The following is a 20,387-nucleotide window of genomic DNA, read 5'->3' as shown; positions in this document are numbered from 1 at the left end:
ACTGGCAGCGAATGCGGCGCCCCAGCGGCGTGCCATCCGACAATCAGAAACACAAGGAATGTAGCCATGTCTCAGAAGATCGCACTCATTACCGGCGCCAGCCGCGGCCTCGGTCGCAGTATGGCGCTGCATCTCGCCCGTCGCGGCGTCGGCATCGTCGGCACCTATCGCCAGGGTGCCGCGGAAGCCCAGACGCTGGTAAGCGAGATCGAGGCGCTCGGCGGCACAGCGGCGATGCTCGCGCTCGACGTCACCAAGGTAGCAAGCTTCCCGGCCTTCGCCGCATCCTTCGCCGAGACGCTTCGGAGCCGCTTCGGCAGCGACCGGTTCGACTATCTGGTCAACAACGCCGGTGCGGTCGTCCACGTGCAGGTCGCTGACGCAAGCGAGGAACAGTTCGATATGATGATCGACATGCACCTGCGCGGACCGGTGTTCCTGACGCAGGCATTGCTACCGATCATCGCTGATGGCGGACGCATCCTCAACGTCTCTACGGGCTTCACGCGCACGTCAATGGCCACCTTCGGTCTTTATGCGGCAGCCAAGGCGGGGCTCGAGACGCTGACCCGGTTCATGGCGCTGGAACTCGGCGCGCGGCAGATTCGCGTCAACGCCATCGCGCCCGGTGCCATCGCCACCGATTTCGGCGGTGGCAGGGTCCGCGATAACGAACAGGCTCATGCCTTCGTCGCGAGCAAGATCGCGCTCGGCCGCGTCGGTCAGCCCGACGACATCGGCGGCGCGGTCGCAGCCATCCTGTCAGACGATTTCGGCTGGGCCAATGGCACGACGTTCGACGTGTCGGGCGGCCAGTCGCTCTGATCTCTGTTCCAGCACATCGAGACACCGTCATGACCGAGCAAAACCTCACTCTCGTCAGCCACCCGCTATGCCCCTTCGTCCAGCGTGCCGCGATCGTCCTTCTCGAAAAGGGGGTGGCGTTCGACCGGGTCAACGTCGATCTCTCGGCCAAGCCCGACTGGTTCCTGGCGCTGTCGCCGACCGGCAAGGTGCCGGTGCTGAAGGTACGCCAGCCGCACGGGGAGGATGCGATCCTCTTCGAAAGCGTGGTGATCTGCGAATATCTGAACGAGACGCAGGGTGGCGCGGCGATGTACCCCGACGATGCATTGCTGCGTGCACGGCATCGCGCCTGGATCGAATTCGCCACCCAGACCTTTACGGAGGGCTGGCAGTTCCTCCACGCCAAGGACATGGCGACCGCTGACGCCAAGCGGGCCGCCTTCCGTGATCGGCTGAGCAAGATCGAGGCCGAACTGGGCGACGGCCCGTATTTCGCCGGGGCGGACTTTGGTCTGGTCGATGCGGTCTACGCACCGCTGTTCCGCTATTTCGGGATCATCGATCGGCAAGTGGCGGACCCGATCTTTGCTGGCCTGCCACGGGTGACGGCGTGGCGCGTGGCGCTTGCCGAGCGATCCAGCGTCAAGAACGCCGTGATCGGCACCTATCCCGACCTGTTTCGCGACCACCTGCGCCAGCAAGGCGCGATGATCGCGGCTTAGCAACCAGAATTCCAAGGAGTGATATCATGACCGCCCCATCCAAGACCGCGCTGATCCTGATTGAATATGTCAACGACTGGCTTTCCCCGACCGGCGGCATTTATCCGGTGTTTCAGGACCGGGAGCAGGTCGACACCGCTATCGCCAATTCGAAGATCATCCTCGAAGAGGCCCGCCGTCGCGGCCTGCACGTGATCCATGCAGCACTGAAGTTCGAGCCGACCTTCAAGGTGCTGGGCGAGGCCAAGTACGGCCTGCGCAAGATCACGCGCGACCATGGCGCGTTCCTGGGCGAGCAGGCCGATTTCTTCCCCGGCTTCGAGCCGGCGGCGGGCGAGCATGTCGTTCGCGAGCGCGCCGGCGGCAGCAGCGTCTTCGTCGGAACCACGCTCGACGGCTACCTGCGCAACAACCGCATCGATGAGATCTACCTATCGGGGTTTTCACTGCGCCAGTGCGTCGAGTCTTCGATGCGCAACGCGCACGACCTTGGCTACCACACCAACGTCATCTACGACGCCTCAGCCGGCTATACCCGCAAGCAGCAGAACGACTTCGTGGCCGAGATCGCACCCTTTTACGCTAACGCCATCACCACCCAGGAGTTTCTGGCGCAGGCGTAATCCACCGCTGGACCCGGCCCGGTTATAGGGCCGGGCTGCCGTCGGCCGTAGATGCGAGGCGATACGATGATTGGGATGATGGTCGAACCCACAAGCGCGCCGGGTAACGCCGACGCATTCGAACGCGCCTTCGCCGTTCAGGCCGCGGGAGTGCGCGCCAATGAACCGGGTAACAGCCTGTACGAATTGTTCAAGTCGCGCACTCTTGCCGACAGCTATACGCGGATCGAAATCGACGAGGACGAGGCCGCACTCGCGGCGCACCGGACATCGTCGCACATGGCGGCCAATCGACCGCTGACCGCGCGATTCCTCGCCGCACCAACTGTCATGCACGTGTTCACGGCGGTACGCTACGGCGCACGGTGATCGGCGGCAATATCGGGCTATGGAGGGCAATCGGCAGGGCTGGCGGAAGAGGTGGGATTCGAACCCACGGTACGGTCTCCCGCACGCCGGTTTTCAAGACCGGTTCCTTAAACCACTCGGACACTCTTCCCTGTGACGGACTTTTACATTGTATCGTTTCGGCAGGGGAGTGATTTCCCTGCGAACCTCTGATACCAGCTTGTCACGGCACGCTTTATAGCCTGCGGATCGGGAACGTCAACTGGTTCCACGGCGCTTGCGCCAATGCATCAGGTCTGCGCAAATACCGGTGCAGCGATGTGTGCCTTTGGGCCGGCATCGACAGGTTTCGAGCAGAAGAGCTTGCTATCCGCCAAGCAACGCCCGCGCCCGACAATTAACCATTCATAAACCATAACGCCAATTGTTTCATTCCGGCACGGTTAACCATTCGCAATTTCGCCACGTTGTTGTCATGATTAATCGACTGTTACGTTTCGTGACGCCGGTTCTTTCGCGGGGGCAAGCGCGAGAGGGTACCGAGTACGGCTTTTACGAATGGCGATGTGGGGCTCATGATATCCAATCAGACTGCGGCTTTTCTCTTCAAGGGATTGCGTGTTGCCGCCATACCCATGGTCTGCGCCGCGCTGACCGCATGCGGCTCGACGGCCAGCATCAAGAAGGACAAGCCGCGCAGCAAGGAATATTTCGCCGAGTCGATCTATGGCGTGAAGGCCAGCCCGCGCGTTGCCGATGGCAAGAACATCCCCAAGGGCGGTGGCCGCTATCAGGTCGGCAAGGCCTATCAGGTCAAGGGCAAGTGGTATCAGCCGAAGGAAGAGTTCGGCTACAACAAGACCGGCATGTCGTCCTGGTACGGTTCGGCGTTCCACGGCCGCCTGACGGCGAACGGCGAAGTCTACGACAGTTATCACCTGTCCGCGGCGCATCCGACATTCCCGCTGCCGAGCTATGCCCGCGTCACCAATCTTGAAAACGGCTCTTCGGTGGTGGTGCGCGTCAATGACCGCGGGCCTTACGAATATGGCCGTATCATCGACGTCTCCTCCAAGACAGCCGATTTCCTCGACATGAAGCGCAAGGGCAGCGCCCAGGTTCGCGTCCAGTATATCGGCAAGGCGCCGCTGGAGGGCAATGACATGCCCTATCTGATGGCCTCCTATGTCAAGAAAGGCGATCGCAGCCCGAATGCCTTCCCCGAAGGCCAGATCGCAACGGGTGTGATGGTCGCCTCGAACGAGCCCCTGCGCAAGCAGGCGGGCAATCTCGGCACGCTGACCATTCCGGCGAAGTCGAATATGGAAACGGGTGTTCCGGTCACCGCCCTTGCGGAAACCGCAAAGCCGTCCGCCGCGTCTGCTGCGCTCGAGACGTTCGCCATGCTTCCGGAAATCGGTCCCTTGCCGAAGGAGCGGCCCGAATATATTCCACGGCCGGACGGCAATATGGCCTATGCGGCGGCCTATGTCGAAGCGCGGGTAAGCGATTCCAAGACGGCCTTCGATGCCATCCTCGTCGACCAGAACCCGCTGACGCCAAATTCCATCGTCGCCTATGCCAAACGCCAGAATGCCGTGCGCTAATCCCAGCCTTAGCGATTGATCCCCGGTAGACCGGCTGCTATTGCCGAAGACGTCACCGGAGTTTGGAATGCATACACGACTGGTCTCGGTTTTCATCTCCCTTGTTTTGCTCGCCTGCGCCCCCTTGGCGGCGCGGGCGCAAGCCTTTGAAACCAAAGCGAAGCAGGCCTACCTGATCGACGCCGGCACCGGTACGGTTCTGTTTTCCAAGGATGAAAACGCGCCTGTGCCGCCGGCATCGCTGGCCAAGCTGATGACCATGGAAGTCGTGTTCGATGCGATCGGCAGGAACGAGCTGACGCTCGACACGCAATTTCCCGTTTCGGAACATGCCTGGCGCACCGGCGGTGCCCCGTCGGGAACATCGACGATGTTTGCGGCTTTGAAATCGCGCGTCCCTGTTGCCGATCTCATCCAGGGCGTCACCGTGCTGCTCGCCAACGATGCCTGCATCATTCTGGCCGAAGGCATGACCGGCAGCGAGGAGGCCTTTGCCAAGCGGATGACGGACCGGGCCCGTGAACTCGGGCTTTCCGCCTCGGTCTTTCACAATGCTACCGGCCTGCCTGATCCGGCAAATAGCGTCACGATGCGCGACATGGCTTTGCTCGCCCGGCATATCCAGACGAGTTACCCCGATCTCTTCCGGTATTATTCGCAAGCCGAATTCGAGTGGAACAAAATCCGCCAGAGAAACCGCATTCCGCTGATATCGGCCAATATCGGCGTCGATGGCTTTGCGACGGGATTTGCGGAAGGGTTCGGCTATTCCATCGTCACCACCATGCAGAGGGACGGCCGGCGGGTTTTCCTGGCGCTCGGCGGCCTTGCCAGCGACAAGGAGCGCATCGAGGAGACGCGCAAGATACTCGACTGGTCGATGACGGCCTTTGAACGAAAGCGGCTGTTTGAGGCCGGCGATACCGTCGGCGAGGCCAGCGTCTATGGCGGAGCCGCTTCGCATGTGCCGCTGGTCACCCGTGAGGCGGTCGATGTTCTCGTGCCTGTCAACAATCCGGACCGGCTGTCCGCCAGGGTGGTTTATCGCTGGCCGCTGGCGATGCCGGTGGAGGCAGGTGTGAAGGCGGGTACGCTGACAATATGGAGCGGCAACCGGCTTTTACGCGAAATTCCGGTCGAAACAGCCGCCGCGGTCGGAGAGGGCTCGTTGACAAGCCGGGCGCTCGACGCGCTGCAGGAGCTGCTGTTCTTCTGGCTTTGACGAAATGGCATCGCCAGCGGTTTCGCGGCCGAACACAATCGGTTAAACAAACATCAGGTTACGTGACAACGCTCGCAAAAACGCGGGCGTGCAGCGCACGGCGGCGGTGAGCGTCACGTGCCTTGCAAACGGCAGGGCATACGGAAAATAGGCGGACGGGAAACAAGAGTGTCAGTCGGAAAAGGCGTGTTTGTTACATTCGAAGGCGGCGAGGGGGCAGGGAAGTCCACCCAGATTCGCCTGCTCGCCGATGCCTTGCGGGAACGCGGACGCACGGTTCTGACGACCCGTGAGCCCGGCGGCTCGCCGGGGGCCGAGGCAGTGCGGCATGTGCTGCTCTCGGGTGCTGCTCAGGATTTCGGCGTGCGCATGGAGGCAATCCTGTTTGCCGCAGCCCGCAGCGATCATGTCGAGGAGGTCATCCGGCCGGCACTTCTCAAAGGTGCGGTCGTCATCTGTGACCGGTTCATGGACTCGTCGCGCGTCTACCAGGGCGTTACCGGCAATCTGGAAGTGCCCTTCATCGAGGCGCTGGAGCGGGTTGCGGTCAACGGCGTCATTCCCGATTGCACGATCGTCTTCGATCTGCCCGCGTCGGTCGGGCTGGAGCGGGTCCGGCGGCGGGCAAGCGCCATTGAACTTCCGGAGGGCCAGGAGGCCGAGCTCGACCGGTTCGAAAAGGAAGAGCTCGAAACCCACGAAAAGCGCCGCGAGGCCTTTCTCGATATTGCCGCGACCAATCCCGGGCGCTGCCATGTGGTCGATGCGACGGCAGCGGCAAGCGACATCGCGGCAGCCGTGCTGGCGATCGTCGAGCCGCTGTTGCCCGAACTGGCGGGCGGGCCGGACACGGAAGCGACACGATGAGCACCGACCGGTTCGACGTTCTGGAAGGCGCCATCTCGCCGGCTGAAAACACGCGCCTCTTCGGCCATGCCGAGGCCGAACATTTTCTGGCGCAGAGCTACCGCTCGGGGAAGGGGCATCATGCCATCCTCATCGAGGGACCGGCCGGCATCGGCAAGGCGACGCTCGCCTTCCGTTTTGCCAATCATGTGCTGTCGCACCCAGATCCGGCGCAGGCACCGGAAGAGATCGCCGATCCCGATCCAAATTCGATCGTCAGCCGGCAGATCGCCTCGGGCGCTTCCCACAACCTGCTGCACCTGACGCGGCCGGTCGATGAGAAGACCGGCAAGGTCAAGAGCGCGATCACCGTCGACGAGGTGCGCCGGGCGGGGAAATTCTTTTCGCAGACATCCGGGACCGGCAACTGGCGCATCGTCATCGTCGACCCGGCCGACGATCTCAACCGCAACGCCGCCAACGCGATCCTGAAGATCCTGGAAGAACCGCCGAAGCGCTCGTTGTTCCTGGTATTGACCCATGCGCCGGGCAAGCTCCTGCCGACCATCCGCTCGCGCTGCCTGCCGCTGCAATTGAAGCCGCTGGCACCGGGCGCACTCCGGGACGCCATGACCCATCTCGGCTTCGACCTGTCCGGCCCCCAGACACAGAAAGTGCTGGCGTCGGCGGATGGCAGCGTTTCGGAAGCATTGAAGCTGATCAATTATGGCGGTCTCGACATCATGACCGCCTTCGAGGCGATTCTCTCCGGACAGGAACCGGGTATCCGCAAGGACATGCACAAGCTCGCCGAGGTTCTGGCGGGGAAAGACAGCGAAACCATCTTCGAATTCTTCGTCGCACTCGTTACGGGCTACGTGATGGACGAGGCCCGCAAAGCCGCGCGCACCGGCGAGATCGACCGGGCCGACAGGTTTGCACGTCTTTCAAGCGGCGTCACCGAGCGTATTTCCGTGGCGCAAGGCTATAATCTCGATCGCAAGCAGACGGTCCTGATGATTCTCGACGACCTCAGAGCGGCGTCCCGATCGATGGCCTGAATTTCCACTTGCGCTCGATCGCAGCCGCAAGATCGATATCGTTCTGTTCGGCAAAGAGCAGGACATGGCCGAGCAGATCGGCCGTTTCGTCGGAAAGCAGGTGATGCAGGTCCGCCTGCGACTGTCCTTTGAGGCGGCCACGGCCGGTCAGCTTGTTCCAGATCTGGGTGAGTTCGCCCAGCTCCTCATGCATCTTGAGGACAAACCAATCCCTGTCGCGCTCGATCCGGTGCGTTTCGGCATAGGCCGTGGATGCGCGGGAGAATGCCTCGCCGAGCTGTTTCAGCATGGTTGGAATCCTTATTTCGTTCACTTAATGTTCCTGCCCGTAGCACTCTTTGTCAAGAGGCTCGGGTGTTGTGCAGGCTCCATCCAGGACGGGCCGTTTGCCGAATGCGGCCGCTTTTCTTGAGGGCACACTGTTTCATCCCGCCATCGGATGCGCTAATAGCCAGACACCAAAAAGATCAGACCGCAAAAGATCAATATAGGCCGAAACCCGATCATGACCGATACGTCTCCGTTTTACATCACCACCGCGATCTCCTATCCGAACGGCAAGCCGCATATCGGCCATGCCTACGAGCTGATTGCGACCGATGCGATGGCGCGCTACCAGCGGCTGGAGGGGCGCGAGGTCCTGTTTCTGACGGGGACCGACGAACACGGCCAGAAGATGCAGCAGACGGCCCGCAAGGAGGGCATTTCTCCGCAGGAACTGGCCGACCGCAACTCGGCAGAATTCCAGAAGATGGCCGTTCTGCTCAATGCCTCCAACGACGATTTCATCCGCACGACGGAAGCGCGCCACCATGAGGCAGTGAAGGTCATCTGGAACCGGATGGGCGACGCGGGCGACCTCTACAAGGACAGCTATTCCGGCTGGTACTCCGTGCGCGACGAGGCCTACTATCAGGAAGGCGAGACCGAGCTACGCGCCGATGGCGTGCGCTATGGACCTCAAGGCTCGCCGGTCGAATGGGTGGAAGAGGCGAGCTACTTCTTCAAGCTGTCGGCCTATCAGGACAGGCTCCTGAAGCACTATGAGGACAATCCGGACTTCATCGGTCCGGCCGAGCGCCGCAACGAGGTGATCTCCTTCGTGAAATCCGGCCTCAAGGACCTCTCGATGTCGCGCACGACCTTCGACTGGGGCATTCCGGTTCCCAACGATCCCGGCCATGTCATGTATGTCTGGGTCGATGCGCTGACCAACTACATCACCGCGACCGGCTATCTGACCGATCCAAATGGCCCGCGGGCGAAATTCTGGCCTGCCAATATCCACATGATCGGCAAGGACATCATCCGCTTCCACGCGGTCTACTGGCCCGCCTTCCTGATGTCGGCCGGCCTGCCGCTGCCGAAAAAGGTGTTTGCGCACGGCTTCCTGCTCAACAAGGGCGAGAAGATGTCGAAGTCGCTCGGCAACGTCGTCGATCCCTTCAATCTGGTCGAGCATTTCGGTCTCGATCCGATCCGCTATTTCTTCCTGCGCGAAGTCTCCTTCGGCCAGGACGGCAGCTACAGCGAGGAAGGGATTGCGACCCGCATCAACTCCGACCTCGCCAACGGCATCGGCAACCTTGCCAGCCGCTCGCTGTCGATGATCGTCAAGAACTGCGACGGGCAGATCCCCGAATGCGGCCCTCTGACCGATGAGGACAAGGCAATGCTGGCGGCTGCCGATGCGCTGCATGCCTCGACGCGCGATGACATGAACGCGCTGATGATCCACCGGGCGCTGACCGCCATCATCGCCGTCGTGTCCGAAGCCGACCGCTATTTTGCCGGTCAGGAGCCCTGGGCGCTGAAGAAGACCGATCCGGCGCGTATGGCGACCGTGCTGTATGTCACGGCCGATGTGGTGCGCCAGATTGCCATTCTGCTGCAGCCGTTCATGCCGGAATCGGCTGGCAAGCTGCTCGACCTCGTGGCCATTCCGGCTGACAAGCGCGATTTCGCCTCGCTCGGCGAAGCCGGACGTCTGGTTGCCGGAACGGCGCTGGAAGCGCCCAAGCCGGTCTTCCCGCGCTACGTCGCGCCGGAAGCTTAAAGGACAACGGGATGCTGATCGATACCCATTGCCATCTGGATTTTCCGGATTTCGACGCCGAGCGCGACGCGATCATTGAGCGCGCCCGGCTGGCCGGCGTCGGCCAGATGATCACCATCTCGACGCGCGTGAAGAAATTCGACACGATCCTTGCCATTGCAGAAACCTATGCCAACGTGTTCTGTTCGGTCGGCACGCATCCGCACAATGCCGACGAGGAGCTGGATATCGAGACCGCCGATCTGGTGCGCCTGTCGGCGCATCCGAAGGTGGTCGCCATCGGCGAAGCCGGGCTCGATTATTTCTACGACAACGCGCCGCGCGATGCACAGGCAATCGGGCTGCGCCGTCATATCGCGGCTGCGCGCGAAACACAGTTGCCGCTGGTGATCCACAGCCGTTCGGCCGACGAGGACATGGCCGATATCCTGACCGAGGAAACAGGGAAGGGGGCCTTCCCTTTCCTGCTGCATTGCTTTTCATCCGGTCCGGAGCTGGCAAAAGTCGGCGTCGCGCTCGGCGGTTACATTTCCTTTTCCGGCATCCTGACCTTTCCGAAATCGGCAGAATTGCGCGATATCGCCAAGACGGTTCCGCATGAGCGGATGATCGTCGAAACGGATGCGCCGTACCTGGCGCCAAAGCCGTTCCGGGGCAAGCGCAACGAGCCCGCTTATGTGGCGCACACGGCGCAGGTTCTGGCCGAGACGATCGGGGTTTCGACGGACGAGATTGCGGCGATCACCACCGACAATGCTTTCCGCGTCTTTTCTAAAATGCCGAGACTCTGAGATGGCGGTGAGGCGGGTCTTCACCATTCTCGGCTGCGGCTCGTCTCCGGGCGTGCCGCGCATCAATGGCGACTGGGGCGCCTGCGACCCGAACAATCCGAAAAACCGCCGTAGCCGCGCCGCGTTGCTGATCCAGCAGATCGGCGCCGACGGCGGCACGACAACCGTGGTCATCGATACCGGACCGGATTTTCGCGAGCAGATGATCGCCGCCAAAGTCCAGAACATCGACGCCGTCTTCTATTCGCATCCGCATGCCGATCATATCCACGGCATCGACGACCTGCGCGGATACGTCCATTACAGCGGCAAGCGCACGCCGATCTGGGCCGATGCCCTGACGATGGAGCGCATCCGGGAAGGGTTTGGCTATTGCATGGAGACGCCGGCAGGCAGCAGCTATCCGCCGATCGTCGAGCCCAAAATCATCGACCCGTCGCTTGCGCCGATCGGCATCACCGGCGCCGGCGGCACGATCCCGTTCCAGCCGCTGCTTCAGCGCCACGGCAGCATCATGTCGATGGGATTCCGCATCGGCGATTTTGCCTATTGCAGCGATGTCAGCGATTTTCCGGACGAGACCGTCGGCAAGCTGATGGGCCTGGACATGCTGGTCATCGACACGCTGCAATACACGTTCCATCCGAGCCATCTCTCGATGGAGCAATCGCTCGGCTGGATCGCGCGCCTTTCGCCCAGGCGCGCGGTGCTGACGCATATGCATGTGCCGCTCGACTATGACACGGTCATGCGCGAGACGCCGGATCATATCCAGCCGGCCTATGACGGCATGCGGCTGGAATTCGAGATCAGCTGAAATAGGGCCGCAGATTGCCCCGAATACGATCGAGAACGGTGGCACCGGACAGATCGGCGACAAAACGCTTGCCGGTAATCGTCTCGAAGGCCTCGATATAGACCTTCGAGGTCTGCTCGACGAGTTCAGCCGGAATTTCCGGGATCGGGTCCTTGTAGGGATCGCAGCGCTCGCTCACCCAGGCGCGGACAAAATCCTTGTCGAAGCTTTTTGGCCGTGCGCCGGAGGCAAAGCTTTTCTCGTAGCTCTCTGCGATCCAGTAACGGCTGCTGTCCGGCGTGTGGATCTCGTCGGCCAGCACGATGCGACCGTCCTTGTCGGTGCCGAATTCGTATTTGGTATCGACGAGAATCAGGCCGCGTTCGGCGGCGCGCTGCTGGCCGCGTGCGAACAGCGCCAGAGCATAGCGGGATACCGTTTCCCATTGTTCCGGCGTCAGAAGTTTTTGAGAGAGTATCTCGTCGGCCGAGAGCGGCTCGTCATGGCCGCCGTCGAAGGCCTTGCTGGTTGGCGTGATGATCGGCTCGGGAAGCTTCTCGTTGTCTTTCAGGCCGTCCGGCAAGGTGATGCCGTACATGGCGCGTTCGCCATTCCGGTATTTGGTCAGGATCGACGTGCTGGTCGTGCCGGCGAGATAACCGCGCACGACGACTTCCACCGGCAGGATGTCGAGCCGCGTTCCGATGACGACGTTGGGATCGGGATAGGAAACCACGTGGTTCGGGCAGATATCGGCCGTTTCCTCGAACCAGTATCGGGCCGTCTGCGTCAGCACCTGGCCCTTGAACGGGATCGCAGTCAGGATGACGTCAAAGGCGCTCAGCCGGTCCGTGGCGATGATGATCCGGTTGCCATCCGGCAGATCGTAGTTCTCGCGAACCTTGCCATTGTAACGGCCCGGCAATTCGGGAATGAAAGCATCTGAAAGAAGGCGCAAATCGCTCATCGGGTCCGGTCTTTCGCTGACGGTTTAAACTGGCATCGGATTAAGCCCGGGGCATAGCGCAGGTCAAGCGCGAGAGCGGATCGATATGGGGTTTCAGGCGTTGTTTGCATATCGGATTGTTCCATAATCTATCTTATGTGATCAATGTCTGTAACCGGGGTACATTCTATTTCCAAGTGCGACATGCCAATGGATTCGTTGACCGGATCGCTGCTTTCTCCTTCTCAAATAACATCCGCCGTGCAGAATGCGGTATCGATACCGATGAAGGCACAGCATGCCCGCAGCCCCCTTGCCCGCCAGCCTCTATGCAGAAACCGCGATTGCCGCGCCACCGGCTCCACCGCTTGACGGCGACCGGACGGTATCGGTGGCGATCGTTGGCGCCGGTTTTGCCGGACTGTCCGCCGCTTTGCATCTGGCTGAGATGGGCGTCGATGTCTGCGTGCTGGAAGCCAACGAGCCCGGATGGGGAGCGTCAGGGCGCAATGGCGGCCAGGTCAATCCCGGGCTCAAATTCAATCCCGATGAGCTGCTTGCGCGGTTCGGAGACGATCTCGGCCGCCGCATGATCGGCATGGCCTGGGGTGCGCCGGATTTCACCTTCGATCTCATTCGCCGGCTGGAGATCGATTGCGATGCGCGCCAGACCGGCACGCTGCGCGCGGCAACGAACGCGCTGACCGTCAATGCCGTCAGCGCCACCGCAGCCCAATGCGCAGCGCATGGCATGCCGACGCGGCTCCTCGATATGAAGGAAACGCATATGGCGACAGGCACCGGCCGTTATCCGGCAGCCTTGCTTGATCCGCGCGGCGGCGATCTGCATCCGCTGAACTATGCGCGCGGCCTGACTGCCGCAGCGCAGAAAGCCGGCGCAGCGATCCATGGCGACAGCCGCGTTCTGTCTGCCCGAAAGCAATCGGGAAAGTGGTTCTTGCGCATGGAGAGGGCAACAGTCAGAGCGGATAAATTGCTTGTTGTTACAAATGCCTATGCCGATGGGCTGTGGCCTCACTTGAGGCAATCTCTGGTTCCTGTCTATAGCTCCATCGTCGCAACCGACCCCCTGCCCGACGAGCTGGCGGCGCAGATTCTGCCGCATCGTCCGGTGCTCTACGAAAGCGGACATATCACCGTCTACTATCGTCTCGACAAACAGAACCGGCTGCTGATGGGCGGACGTGGGCCGCAGCGGGCGCTTGGCGCGCAGACGGCCCCGCTCGATTATCTGAAGCGCTATGCCGAAAGTCTCTGGCCGTCCTTGAAGGGAATCCGCTGGACGCACGCCTGGAATGGCCAGCTGGCGATCACGCCGGACCACCTGCCCCATCTGCACGCGCCCAGTGACGACGCATTGATCTATCTGGGCTGCAATGGCCGTGGCGTGGCGCTGGCGACCACCATGGGCAAGCAGCTGGCCGGGCGTCTGGTGGATGGACAATCCGCCCGGATCGACCTGCCTGTGACCGGCATCAAGCCGATGCGCTTCCATGCGTTCTGGCCCGTCGGCGTGCATTCCGCCATGCTCTGGGGGCGGATGAAAGACCGGCTGGGTATCTGAACCTGGCGCGCGTCCGCGCGTAAATTAGACACATCGAACAATTCGTAAATTATTTTTCAGTTTAAGAAGATCAATCAATACGCTGAAATATATGTGTAATTATAAATTCACATCAAAAGCTGAAAAACCTGCCGCGAAACCATCTGCATTCGGTCGACGTATCTGATCCATCCTGATTGTCAGCAAGGAGACGGGGCCAATGATCCGGACGCTGAGAGCCTGCGCATGCATTATTGCACTGTTGATATTTCCCACGCACCAGCTGTTTGCAGCAGAACCGGTGGATACGGCGCAAACGATCATCCAGAACCAGATCGAGGCGTTTCTCAACGACGACGCGGAGACCGCCTATTCCTTTGCCTCGCCGCAGATCAAGGGCAAGTTTCCCGACAAAAGCATCTTCTTCGACATGGTCAAACGCAGTTACACGCCGGTCTACCGGCCCGGCAATTTCGCCTTCGGGCGCAGCAAGGTCGACGGCGGCACGGTGGTGCAGGAAGTGTTGATCTCGGGGCCGGATGGCAAGGACTGGACGGCGCTGTATTTCCTCGTCAAGCAGCCGGACGGCTCCTACAAGATCAACGGTGTGCAGATGCTGCAGCAGGCCCCCGGCCCTGAAATCTGATCGGAAACCCGCTCACAGCGGCGCCAGGTCGCCCTGACGCCACATCTCCTGGGTCTCCTCCATGAAGGCAGCGTAGCGGCCCTCTTCGATCGCCTTGCGGATGCCGGCCATCAGGTCCTGATAATAGGCGAGATTGTTCCAGGTCAGCAGCATGCCCCCCAGGCTCTCGTCCGCGCGGACGAGATGATGCAGATAGGCGCGCGAGTAGTCGCGGGCGGCCGGGCATGACGACTGATCGTCCAGCGGGCGGGTATCCTCGGCATGGCGGGCATTGCGTAGGTTGACACGGCCGCGCCGGGTGAAGGCAAGACCGTGACGGCCCGCCCGGGTCGGCATGACGCAATCGAACATGTCGATGCCGCGCGCCACGGATTTCAGGATATCGTCCGGCGTGCCGACGCCCATCAGGTAGCGCGGCTTTTCGACGGGCAATTCCGGGCACGTGATGTCGAGCATATCAAGCATCACCGCCTGCGGCTCGCCGACAGCGAGGCCGCCGATGGCATAGCCCTTGAGGTCAAGCGACGACAATGCCTGTGCGGAGCGGACACGCAACGCCGGAACGTCGCCGCCCTGGACGATACCGAACATGGCTTTGCCCGGCTGATCGCCGAAAGCCGTCTTGCAGCGATCGGCCCAGCGCAGTGACATCTCCATTGCGCGTTCAATATCAGTGGCTTCCGCCGGAAGTCTTACACATTCGTCGAGCTGCATCTGGATATCGCTGTCGAGCATGCCCTGGATTTCGATGGAGCGCTCCGGCGACATGTGATGCAAGGCGCCGTCGACATGGCTCTTGAAGGTCACGCCCTTCTCATCGAGCTTGCGCAGGCCGGCCAGCGACATGACCTGAAAGCCGCCGCTGTCGGTGAGGATCGGATAGGGCCAGCGGATCAGTTCGTGCAGGCCGCCCAGCCGTGCGACACGCTCCGGGCCGGGACGCAGCATCAGGTGATAGGTATTGCCGAGGATGATGTCGGCGCCGAGGTCTCGCACCTGATCGAGATACATCGCCTTGACCGTGCCGACGGTTCCGACCGGCATGAAGGCCGGCGTGCGGATCTCTCCGCGCGGCATCGATACCGTGCCCCGGCGCGCCTTGCCGTCGGTTGCCTGAATGTTGAACTGAAACGTCTCGGTCATAATGTCTCGCTCATGGGGGCGTCCCGGAACAGCAGGCTGGAATCGCCGTAGGAATAGAAGCGGTAGCCGGTTTCGATCGCATGCGCGTAAGCGCGCCGCATCGTCTCCATGCCGCTGAAGGCCGAGACGAGCATGAACAGCGTCGACTTCGGCAGGTGAAAATTGGTCATCAGCATATCGACGGCGCGGAAACGATAGCCCGGCGTGATGAAGATGCCGGTCGGTCCGGACCAGGGACGGATATCGCCATTCTCCTCGGCAGCGCTCTCGATCAGCCGCAGCGAGGTGGTGCCGACACAGACGATGCGCCCGCCCCTCGCCCTCACCGCGTTCAGCCGCTCGGCAGCCTCGGCGCTGACATGGCCGATCTCCTGATGCATGACATGGTCGTCGGTATCATCCACCTTCATCGGCAGGAACGTGCCCGCACCGACATGCAGGGTAACGAAATGGCGCTCGACGCCAAGCGCATCCAGGGCCGCGAAGAGACGATCGGTAAAATGCAGGCCCGCGGTAGGCGCCGCCACGGCACCCTGTTCGCGGGCGTAAACCGTCTGGTAGTCGGTGCGGTCCTTCTCGTCCTCCGGCCGCTTGGAAGCGATATAGGGCGGCAGCGGGATATGGCCGACAGCAAGGATCGCCTCGTCCAGCGCCGGGCCGGAGAGATCAAAGCGCAAGGTCACCTCGCCCGCCTCGCCCTTCTCCTCGACCGTCGCATCGAGAGAGCCCATCAGGCAGGTGTTCGAGCCGTGGCCGAATTCGATACGGTCGCCGGGCTTCAGGCGTTTGGCCGGGCGTGCAAACGCCTTCCAGCGGTCGGGCGCGGTACGCATGTGCAGCGTCAGCGACACCTCGGTCACCACGTCCTCACCGCGTCTGCGCAGGCCCTCGAGCTGGGCGGGAATGACCTTCGTGTCGTTGAAAACAAGCGCGTCGCCGGGACGCAGGAAAGACGGCAGGTCCATGACGCCATGATCCGACAGCGGCTCGTCCGACTGTGGCTGGACGACAAGCAGACGTGCGCTGTCGCGCGGGCTGGCTGGCCGCAGCGCGATATTGTCCTCGGGGAGATCGAAATCGAACAGATCGACGCGCATCAGAAATCTTCTTTAAACGGCAAACCCGCCCCGGCGCCCTTCAAGGCAGCGGGACGGGTTTTGGCAATAGCCTGAATTAGGCGTTGGCGGCAAGTTTCATCGAAACGATGCTGTCGGGATCCTTGACGGGCTCGCCCTTCTTGATCTTGTCGACATTGTCCATGCCGGAGATGACCTGGCCCCAGACGGAATACTGCTTGTTCAGCCACGGGCTGTCGGTGAAGCAGATGAAGAACTGCGAATTGGCCGAGTTCGGCATCTGGCTGCGGGCCATGGAGCACGTGCCGCGCACATGGCTGACATTGGAGAATTCAGCCTTGAGGTCCGGCTTGGAAGAGCCGCCCATGCCGGCGCGGGCCGGGTTGAAGTCCTTGCCGCCCGTCTTGCCGAACTGCACGTCGCCGGTCTGCGCCATGAAGTCATCGATAACGCGGTGGAACACGACGCCGTCATAGGCACCTTCGGCGCACAGTTCCTTGATGCGGGCAACATGGCCCGGCGCCAGGTCCGGCAGAAGCTGGATGACGACCTGCCCCTTGGTGGTTTCCATGATGATGGTGTTTTCCGGATCCTTGATCTCGGCCATGGCTTTCTCCTTCTTGTTTTATAACGTGCGTGTTTAAAGCGGTTGTTACTTGCCGACCTTGACGCTGATCATGCGGTCGGGATCGGTGACGGAACCGTTGTTGGCTTCATCGCCCTTCTTGATCTTGTCGACATTCTCCATGCCTTCGACAACCTGGCCGACGACGGTGTACTGGCCGTTGAGGAAATCGCCGGGCGCGAACATGATGAAGAACTGCGAATTGGCAGAGTTCGGATCCTGGCTGCGGGCCATGCCGACCGTGCCACGCGCAAACGGAACCTTGGAGAATTCAGCTTCGACATTCGGCTTGGACGAGCCGCCCATGCCGGCCATCTCCGGCTTGAAGTCCTTTTCCATATTGCCGTACTGGACGTCGCCGGTCTGGGCCATGAAGCCCGGGATGACGCGGTGGAAGGCGACATTGTTGTATTCGCCGGCTTCCGCCAGTTCCTTGATGCGCGCAACATGCTTCGGCGCCACATCCGGCAGAAGCTCGATGACGACAGGTCCGTCCTTCAGCGTGATGGTGATGTATTCCTTGGCCTGGGCAAAGGCATTGCCGGTCAGGGATGCGAGGACAACGGCGCCTGCGAAAGCGAGTTGGAGGATTTTCATGATAGCTCCCGTGAAGATGAAATGAACGCGTCAGGACTTGCGTTTTGCGCTGAGTGCCTGGTGAACGGCTTTCGGCACGAAGGCGCTGACGTCACCGCCCATGGCCGCGATCTGGCGGACCAATGTGGCGGTAATGGGCCGCGATGCCGTTCCGGCCGGTAGAAACAGGGTCTGGATATCGGGCGCCATCTGCCGGTTCATGCCCGCCATCTGCATTTCATAATCGAGGTCCGTGCCGTCACGCAGCCCGCGCACCAGCAAGGAGGCGCCATGCTGCCGCGCGGCATCGACCACCAGATTGTCGAACGAGACGACCGAGATATCGCCGGCTCTTTCCGGAAGAAATTCGCTGAGCGACTGGCGAATGAGGGCTGCGCGCTCCTCGAAGGAAAACAGCGGCGTCTTGCCCGGATGGATGCCGATCGCGACGATAACCGTCGGTGCCACGTTCAGTGACTGCACGAGCACATCGAGATGGCCGTTTGTCATGGGGTCGAAGGAGCCCGGGTAAAAAGCAGTGGTCATCGCGCCTGTTTTCCGTTTCGAAGCCTTTTGTCACGGACCGCGTGCAATCGCAAGGGAGCGGCTTGTCCCTGCGACCATGTTCCCTTGGAAACAGCGGCGGAACTGGATGAACGCTAAATGAAGGGTACGTTCAAGGTCGCTTCAAAGAAAATTTCTTATCTTGCGAAGTACAGAACGGAACTTTTTGCCAATGTGGCCGTTTCTGAGCTGAAGGGATAGCAGCTATGGTACTTATTCTTCTTTCGATGACCATGTTTTTTGTCATGCTTTTTGCAACGGCAAACGCAATCAGAAACGAAGCGCGCAACGACCGCTCCGGGCTCACCCGCGATCATCTGTTAAAGTAGAAGGACGCCTGCAATGGCCATCACCATGATGCTCATATCGGCAGTGATTAGTATTGTGTTCCTCGTCGAGTTTTCCAAATCCATTTTCGAACTTCAGCGCGATCACAGTGCGATGAAGACAACCGATCGCGATACCGGCGGTTTCAGCGTGTAACACGCGCGATCATCAGAACTCCCGACAGCGGCAACCTCCAGTGCCCGCTGACATAAAAGCCGGACGGTTCCCCTGCCAGTCCGGTTTTTCTTTGTCCTGAAAAGGCTTATCGTCCGCGATAGCTGAGACAGCCGCTGCTTCTGGCCGGAAAGACCAGGGGGAAACCGGCTGCATAGAGCGCGCGGACATAACCGGCATCGTCGCTGGCAAGAATGGCGAAGAACCGGTTCCATTTCAGAATGGAGATACCTTTGGGCAGGTCTTGCGCGGACAGGTATCGGTCCGGAAACAGCACCAGAGCGCCCGGCGCCTGTTCGGAAAGCCTGAACAGCCCGGCCATCGCGGCATACCAGAGGAAAACCAGCGCCACGGCCGTCACGATTGCTTTGGCCGGTTTAGTAATCAAAGACATGTTCGAGCCCCGGATCGGCCAAAGGTGCTACCCGCAACAGGGCCGCAAGCTCGGTCACCTTCAGGGCAATCAGCACCCGGCTGCCGTCAAAGCCCTCCCGATTGATCCGGGCGATTTCGGTTCCGGGCCGTTCCGGAGACCTTTGATCCGGCTTTTCCGTGACGGACACCATGATATCGTCATTGCCGGCAATTTCCCGGATCGCGCCGCCCTTTTCGGCAATTTCCACCAGTATCCGGGTGAACAGGTCGTAGCGCGGCGTTTGTATCTCGATATCGCCGCCGTTCTCGCCGATCACCGTCACACCGGCGATGGCTGCCAGTTCAGCTGCGGGCAAACCGCTGACGATGCTGCGGATTTCAAGCTGGGCAGCACCCGTCGTACCGGCAACGGCGTTGGCGATCATGCCAGCGTACAGCACCTTCGCCCGCCATTCCGTACCCAGAGCAAAGCGGCGCTCCCAGCCGCGAACCGGGTCGGTCACCGGCGCATCCTGAAGTTTTTCGACCTGATCGCCGAAGGGATACATGTACCACGGCGTCTGGCGCAGGAAGGCGGCATATTCGACCGCCATGCCCGCAGCCACCTGATCCTGCGGTGTCTTGTTCTCACCGCGCAGCAGTGCCGTCAGGCGGCCGATCGTCTCCTCATAGGCAGCCTTCAGCGCCATTTCGAGGGTGAAGCTGACACCAATCGTGTGGATGGTCATGCGCGTCGCGGAATCGGCGCCGCCATGCGCATCGGCGACTTTCGTCAGTGCGCAGGTCGATGTCCAGAAACCGCGGATACTGGACAGATAGTCGAAGGCATATTCGTCGCCGGTCTTCAGCGTCTCGGCCAGTCCGTCATAGGCATAGACGATGTGCCACTCCGGATAGGTCAGAAACGTATTGGCCTCGCGCCGCTGAAAGGCAGCGTCCGTGATCAGTGGCGTGTACGGATCCTCCTTGCGCTCGCCATGACAGAATGCCTCGATATAGGCGACGGGGCTGAGCAGCAGCAGAACCACCAGCAGGATTGCCGCAAGGCTCCACTTGAGGAGCTTCCACACCACTCGCATCAAGCCGCCTCTTTGCCGAACAGGAACACCGACAGAACGGCGAAACCACCCAGAGCCAGATGCGGCAGATTGGCCAGAATCTTGAAGCCGAACGGCAGGTCCTGGATGCCGTAGTTGATAATGCCTAGGTCAAGATAGCCGGAGCCGGTGATCAGGCCGAGCAGACCGTCGCCGAAATACAAAACGCCGAAATAGAGGAGGAAGTTTTTCGCCGCCCGGTTCGACAGCCATGCCGCAATCGCCGCCCAGGCCGCCGACGCGACATGCAGGCTGTCATCGTAGATATCGAGGGCGAAGATGCCGAAGGCCCTGCCCTGATCGTCGGTCAATCCGGGTATATAGTTGAGCGATGCGGCCCCCAGAAGCGCGATGGCATAGCAGGCGGCGATGATGCGCAATTTCCCCACGAACGA

24 protein-coding genes and 1 tRNA gene are annotated in these 20,387 nt (G+C 61.1%); 14 read left to right on the top strand and 11 right to left on the bottom strand.

What is annotated here, in order from left to right; genetic code table 11:
- Positions 1-66: 66 nt before the first annotated feature.
- The 4 genes from ADU59_RS18545 (at position 67) to ADU59_RS18530 (ending at position 2,521) form a co-directional block, all read left to right on the top strand.
- Positions 67-825 carry an SDR family NAD(P)-dependent oxidoreductase gene (locus tag ADU59_RS18545; RefSeq protein ID WP_068955620.1) on the top strand — a complete coding sequence of 253 codons (759 nt, stop codon included), beginning with the start codon at positions 67-69 and terminating at the stop codon, positions 823-825.
- 29 nt (positions 826-854) lie between these two features.
- Positions 855-1,529 (top strand): glutathione S-transferase family protein, encoded by a 675-nt coding sequence (locus tag ADU59_RS18540; RefSeq protein ID WP_068955619.1) that lies wholly within the window; start codon positions 855-857, stop codon positions 1,527-1,529.
- Positions 1,530-1,555: 26 nt separating this feature from the next.
- On the top strand, positions 1,556-2,152 hold the full coding sequence (locus ADU59_RS18535; RefSeq protein ID WP_068955618.1) for a cysteine hydrolase family protein: 597 nt from the start codon (positions 1,556-1,558) through the stop codon (positions 2,150-2,152).
- Between the two features lie 75 nt (positions 2,153-2,227).
- Positions 2,228-2,521: a putative quinol monooxygenase gene (locus ADU59_RS18530; protein ID WP_244506460.1), complete on the top strand. Its 294-nt coding sequence runs from the start codon at positions 2,228-2,230 to the stop codon at positions 2,519-2,521.
- 40 nt (positions 2,522-2,561) lie between these two features.
- On the opposite strand, the gene ADU59_RS18525 is transcribed toward ADU59_RS18530, so the two are convergent.
- Positions 2,562-2,651: transfer RNA gene (locus tag ADU59_RS18525), tRNA-Ser, on the bottom strand.
- A 424-nt stretch (positions 2,652-3,075) separates the two neighbouring features.
- Here ADU59_RS18525 and ADU59_RS18520 point away from each other — a divergent pair.
- The 4 genes from ADU59_RS18520 to ADU59_RS18505 all read left to right on the top strand — a co-directional run bounded on the left by ADU59_RS18520 (position 3,076) and on the right by ADU59_RS18505 (position 7,236).
- Positions 3,076-4,107, top strand: a complete 1,032-nt coding sequence (locus ADU59_RS18520; protein ID WP_068955616.1) for a septal ring lytic transglycosylase RlpA family protein — start codon at positions 3,076-3,078, stop codon at positions 4,105-4,107.
- A 67-nt stretch (positions 4,108-4,174) separates the two neighbouring features.
- Positions 4,175-5,329, top strand: coding sequence for a D-alanyl-D-alanine carboxypeptidase family protein (locus ADU59_RS18515; protein WP_068955615.1), 1,155 nt, complete (start codon positions 4,175-4,177; stop codon positions 5,327-5,329).
- A 168-nt stretch (positions 5,330-5,497) separates the two neighbouring features.
- On the top strand, positions 5,498-6,196 hold the full coding sequence (gene tmk, locus ADU59_RS18510; protein ID WP_083198330.1) for a dTMP kinase: 699 nt from the start codon (positions 5,498-5,500) through the stop codon (positions 6,194-6,196).
- The gene (locus ADU59_RS18505) at positions 6,193-7,236 is read left to right on the top strand and encodes a DNA polymerase III subunit delta' (RefSeq protein WP_068955614.1); all 1,044 of its coding nucleotides are present in this window, start codon (positions 6,193-6,195) and stop codon (positions 7,234-7,236) included. Before tmk ends, ADU59_RS18505 begins: the two co-directional genes overlap by 4 nt.
- On the opposite strand, the gene ADU59_RS18500 is transcribed toward ADU59_RS18505, so the two are convergent.
- Positions 7,208-7,525 (bottom strand): nucleoside triphosphate pyrophosphohydrolase family protein, encoded by a 318-nt coding sequence (locus tag ADU59_RS18500; protein ID WP_068955613.1) that lies wholly within the window; start codon positions 7,523-7,525, stop codon positions 7,208-7,210. The genes ADU59_RS18505 and ADU59_RS18500 overlap by 29 nt on opposite strands.
- A 216-nt stretch (positions 7,526-7,741) precedes the next feature.
- Between ADU59_RS18500 and metG the strand changes: the two genes are divergently transcribed.
- Genes metG through ADU59_RS18485 form a run of 3 tightly spaced genes read left to right on the top strand, consistent with a single transcriptional unit; the run spans position 7,742 to position 10,900 of the window.
- Entirely contained in the window at positions 7,742-9,292 is a 1,551-nt protein-coding gene (gene metG / locus ADU59_RS18495; protein WP_068955612.1) for a methionine--tRNA ligase, read from the top strand.
- A gap of 11 nt (positions 9,293-9,303) precedes the next feature.
- Positions 9,304-10,083 carry a TatD family hydrolase gene (locus ADU59_RS18490; protein ID WP_068955611.1) on the top strand — a complete coding sequence of 260 codons (780 nt, stop codon included), beginning with the start codon at positions 9,304-9,306 and terminating at the stop codon, positions 10,081-10,083.
- Position 10,084: 1 nt separating this feature from the next.
- A complete protein-coding gene (locus ADU59_RS18485; RefSeq protein WP_068955610.1) occupies positions 10,085-10,900 on the top strand; it encodes an MBL fold metallo-hydrolase in 816 nt (271 codons plus the stop codon).
- Here the strand turns inward: ADU59_RS18485 and ADU59_RS18480 are convergent.
- Positions 10,893-11,837 carry a phosphoribosylaminoimidazolesuccinocarboxamide synthase gene (locus ADU59_RS18480; RefSeq protein WP_099050875.1) on the bottom strand — a complete coding sequence of 315 codons (945 nt, stop codon included), beginning with the start codon at positions 11,835-11,837 and terminating at the stop codon, positions 10,893-10,895. The two genes, ADU59_RS18485 and ADU59_RS18480, sit on opposite strands and share 8 nt — an antisense overlap.
- Before the next feature lie 286 nt (positions 11,838-12,123).
- On the opposite strand from ADU59_RS18480, the gene ADU59_RS18475 reads away from it, so the two are divergent.
- Both ADU59_RS18475 and ADU59_RS18470 read left to right on the top strand, forming a co-directional pair.
- Positions 12,124-13,410 carry an NAD(P)/FAD-dependent oxidoreductase gene (locus ADU59_RS18475; RefSeq protein ID WP_068955608.1) on the top strand — a complete coding sequence of 429 codons (1,287 nt, stop codon included), beginning with the start codon at positions 12,124-12,126 and terminating at the stop codon, positions 13,408-13,410.
- A 199-nt stretch (positions 13,411-13,609) separates the two neighbouring features.
- Positions 13,610-14,035, top strand: coding sequence for a DUF4864 domain-containing protein (locus ADU59_RS18470; RefSeq protein ID WP_099050868.1), 426 nt, complete (start codon positions 13,610-13,612; stop codon positions 14,033-14,035).
- Between the two features lie 12 nt (positions 14,036-14,047).
- Here ADU59_RS18470 and tgt read toward each other — a convergent pair whose 3' ends face one another.
- The 5 genes from tgt to coaD form a co-directional block, all read right to left on the bottom strand.
- Positions 14,048-15,178 carry a tRNA guanosine(34) transglycosylase Tgt gene (gene tgt, locus ADU59_RS18465; RefSeq protein WP_068955607.1) on the bottom strand — a complete coding sequence of 377 codons (1,131 nt, stop codon included), beginning with the start codon at positions 15,176-15,178 and terminating at the stop codon, positions 14,048-14,050.
- The gene (gene queA / locus ADU59_RS18460) at positions 15,175-16,275 is read right to left on the bottom strand and encodes a tRNA preQ1(34) S-adenosylmethionine ribosyltransferase-isomerase QueA (protein ID WP_068955606.1); all 1,101 of its coding nucleotides are present in this window, start codon (positions 16,273-16,275) and stop codon (positions 15,175-15,177) included. Before queA ends, tgt begins: the two co-directional genes overlap by 4 nt.
- Positions 16,276-16,351: 76 nt before the next feature.
- Positions 16,352-16,861 carry a peptidylprolyl isomerase gene (locus tag ADU59_RS18455; protein WP_068955605.1) on the bottom strand — a complete coding sequence of 170 codons (510 nt, stop codon included), beginning with the start codon at positions 16,859-16,861 and terminating at the stop codon, positions 16,352-16,354.
- Between the two features lie 45 nt (positions 16,862-16,906).
- A complete protein-coding gene (locus ADU59_RS18450; protein ID WP_068955604.1) occupies positions 16,907-17,476 on the bottom strand; it encodes a peptidylprolyl isomerase in 570 nt (189 codons plus the stop codon).
- 30 nt (positions 17,477-17,506) lie between these two features.
- A complete protein-coding gene (gene coaD / locus ADU59_RS18445; RefSeq protein ID WP_068955603.1) occupies positions 17,507-18,001 on the bottom strand; it encodes a pantetheine-phosphate adenylyltransferase in 495 nt (164 codons plus the stop codon).
- A gap of 360 nt (positions 18,002-18,361) precedes the next feature.
- Between coaD and ADU59_RS30670 the strand changes: the two genes are divergently transcribed.
- Positions 18,362-18,502, top strand: a complete 141-nt coding sequence (locus ADU59_RS30670) for a hypothetical protein (RefSeq protein WP_158515735.1) — start codon at positions 18,362-18,364, stop codon at positions 18,500-18,502.
- Between the two features lie 106 nt (positions 18,503-18,608).
- Here the strand turns inward: ADU59_RS30670 and ADU59_RS18440 are convergent, their stop codons facing one another.
- From ADU59_RS18440 to ADU59_RS18430, 3 genes are read right to left on the bottom strand one after another with little or no spacing between them, the layout of a single operon-like run.
- Positions 18,609-18,914 (bottom strand): hypothetical protein, encoded by a 306-nt coding sequence (locus ADU59_RS18440; protein WP_139093193.1) that lies wholly within the window; start codon positions 18,912-18,914, stop codon positions 18,609-18,611.
- Entirely contained in the window at positions 18,898-19,974 is a 1,077-nt protein-coding gene (locus ADU59_RS18435; RefSeq protein WP_068955602.1) for a hypothetical protein, read from the bottom strand. Before ADU59_RS18435 ends, ADU59_RS18440 begins: the two co-directional genes overlap by 17 nt.
- Positions 19,974-20,381: a DUF4383 domain-containing protein gene (locus tag ADU59_RS18430; RefSeq protein WP_099050874.1), complete on the bottom strand. Its 408-nt coding sequence runs from the start codon at positions 20,379-20,381 to the stop codon at positions 19,974-19,976. Before ADU59_RS18430 ends, ADU59_RS18435 begins: the two co-directional genes overlap by 1 nt.
- Positions 20,382-20,387: the final 6 nt, after the last annotated feature.

It is taken from the genome of Pararhizobium polonicum, from assembly GCF_001687365.1.
GTDB classification, from domain to species: domain Bacteria; phylum Pseudomonadota; class Alphaproteobacteria; order Rhizobiales; family Rhizobiaceae; genus Pararhizobium; species Pararhizobium polonicum.
Note: the sequence above shows the minus strand (reverse complement) of the source record. Positions and strands in the feature narration are given on the sequence as shown.

Coding starts and splice junctions, on each gene's coding strand:
- ADU59_RS18545 (WP_068955620.1), top strand. CDS start 67: ATGTCTCAGAAGATCGCACTCATTACCGGCGCCAGCCGCGGCCTCGGT.
- ADU59_RS18540 (WP_068955619.1), top strand. CDS start 855: ATGACCGAGCAAAACCTCACTCTCGTCAGCCACCCGCTATGCCCCTTC.
- ADU59_RS18535 (WP_068955618.1), top strand. CDS start 1,556: ATGACCGCCCCATCCAAGACCGCGCTGATCCTGATTGAATATGTCAAC.
- ADU59_RS18530 (WP_244506460.1), top strand. CDS start 2,228: ATGATGGTCGAACCCACAAGCGCGCCGGGTAACGCCGACGCATTCGAA.
- ADU59_RS18520 (WP_068955616.1), top strand. CDS start 3,076: ATGATATCCAATCAGACTGCGGCTTTTCTCTTCAAGGGATTGCGTGTT.
- ADU59_RS18515 (WP_068955615.1), top strand. CDS start 4,175: ATGCATACACGACTGGTCTCGGTTTTCATCTCCCTTGTTTTGCTCGCC.
- ADU59_RS18505 (WP_068955614.1), top strand. CDS start 6,193: ATGAGCACCGACCGGTTCGACGTTCTGGAAGGCGCCATCTCGCCGGCT.
- ADU59_RS18500 (WP_068955613.1), bottom strand. CDS start 7,525: ATGCTGAAACAGCTCGGCGAGGCATTCTCCCGCGCATCCACGGCCTAT.
- metG (WP_068955612.1), top strand. CDS start 7,742: ATGACCGATACGTCTCCGTTTTACATCACCACCGCGATCTCCTATCCG.
- ADU59_RS18490 (WP_068955611.1), top strand. CDS start 9,304: ATGCTGATCGATACCCATTGCCATCTGGATTTTCCGGATTTCGACGCC.
- ADU59_RS18485 (WP_068955610.1), top strand. CDS start 10,085: ATGGCGGTGAGGCGGGTCTTCACCATTCTCGGCTGCGGCTCGTCTCCG.
- ADU59_RS18475 (WP_068955608.1), top strand. CDS start 12,124: ATGCCCGCAGCCCCCTTGCCCGCCAGCCTCTATGCAGAAACCGCGATT.
- ADU59_RS18470 (WP_099050868.1), top strand. CDS start 13,610: ATGATCCGGACGCTGAGAGCCTGCGCATGCATTATTGCACTGTTGATA.
- tgt (WP_068955607.1), bottom strand. CDS start 15,178: ATGACCGAGACGTTTCAGTTCAACATTCAGGCAACCGACGGCAAGGCG.
- queA (WP_068955606.1), bottom strand. CDS start 16,275: ATGCGCGTCGATCTGTTCGATTTCGATCTCCCCGAGGACAATATCGCG.
- ADU59_RS18455 (WP_068955605.1), bottom strand. CDS start 16,861: ATGGCCGAGATCAAGGATCCGGAAAACACCATCATCATGGAAACCACC.
- ADU59_RS18450 (WP_068955604.1), bottom strand. CDS start 17,476: ATGAAAATCCTCCAACTCGCTTTCGCAGGCGCCGTTGTCCTCGCATCC.
- coaD (WP_068955603.1), bottom strand. CDS start 18,001: ATGACCACTGCTTTTTACCCGGGCTCCTTCGACCCCATGACAAACGGC.
- ADU59_RS30670 (WP_158515735.1), top strand. CDS start 18,362: ATGGCCATCACCATGATGCTCATATCGGCAGTGATTAGTATTGTGTTC.
- ADU59_RS18440 (WP_139093193.1), bottom strand. CDS start 18,914: ATGTCTTTGATTACTAAACCGGCCAAAGCAATCGTGACGGCCGTGGCG.
- ADU59_RS18435 (WP_068955602.1), bottom strand. CDS start 19,974: ATGCGAGTGGTGTGGAAGCTCCTCAAGTGGAGCCTTGCGGCAATCCTG.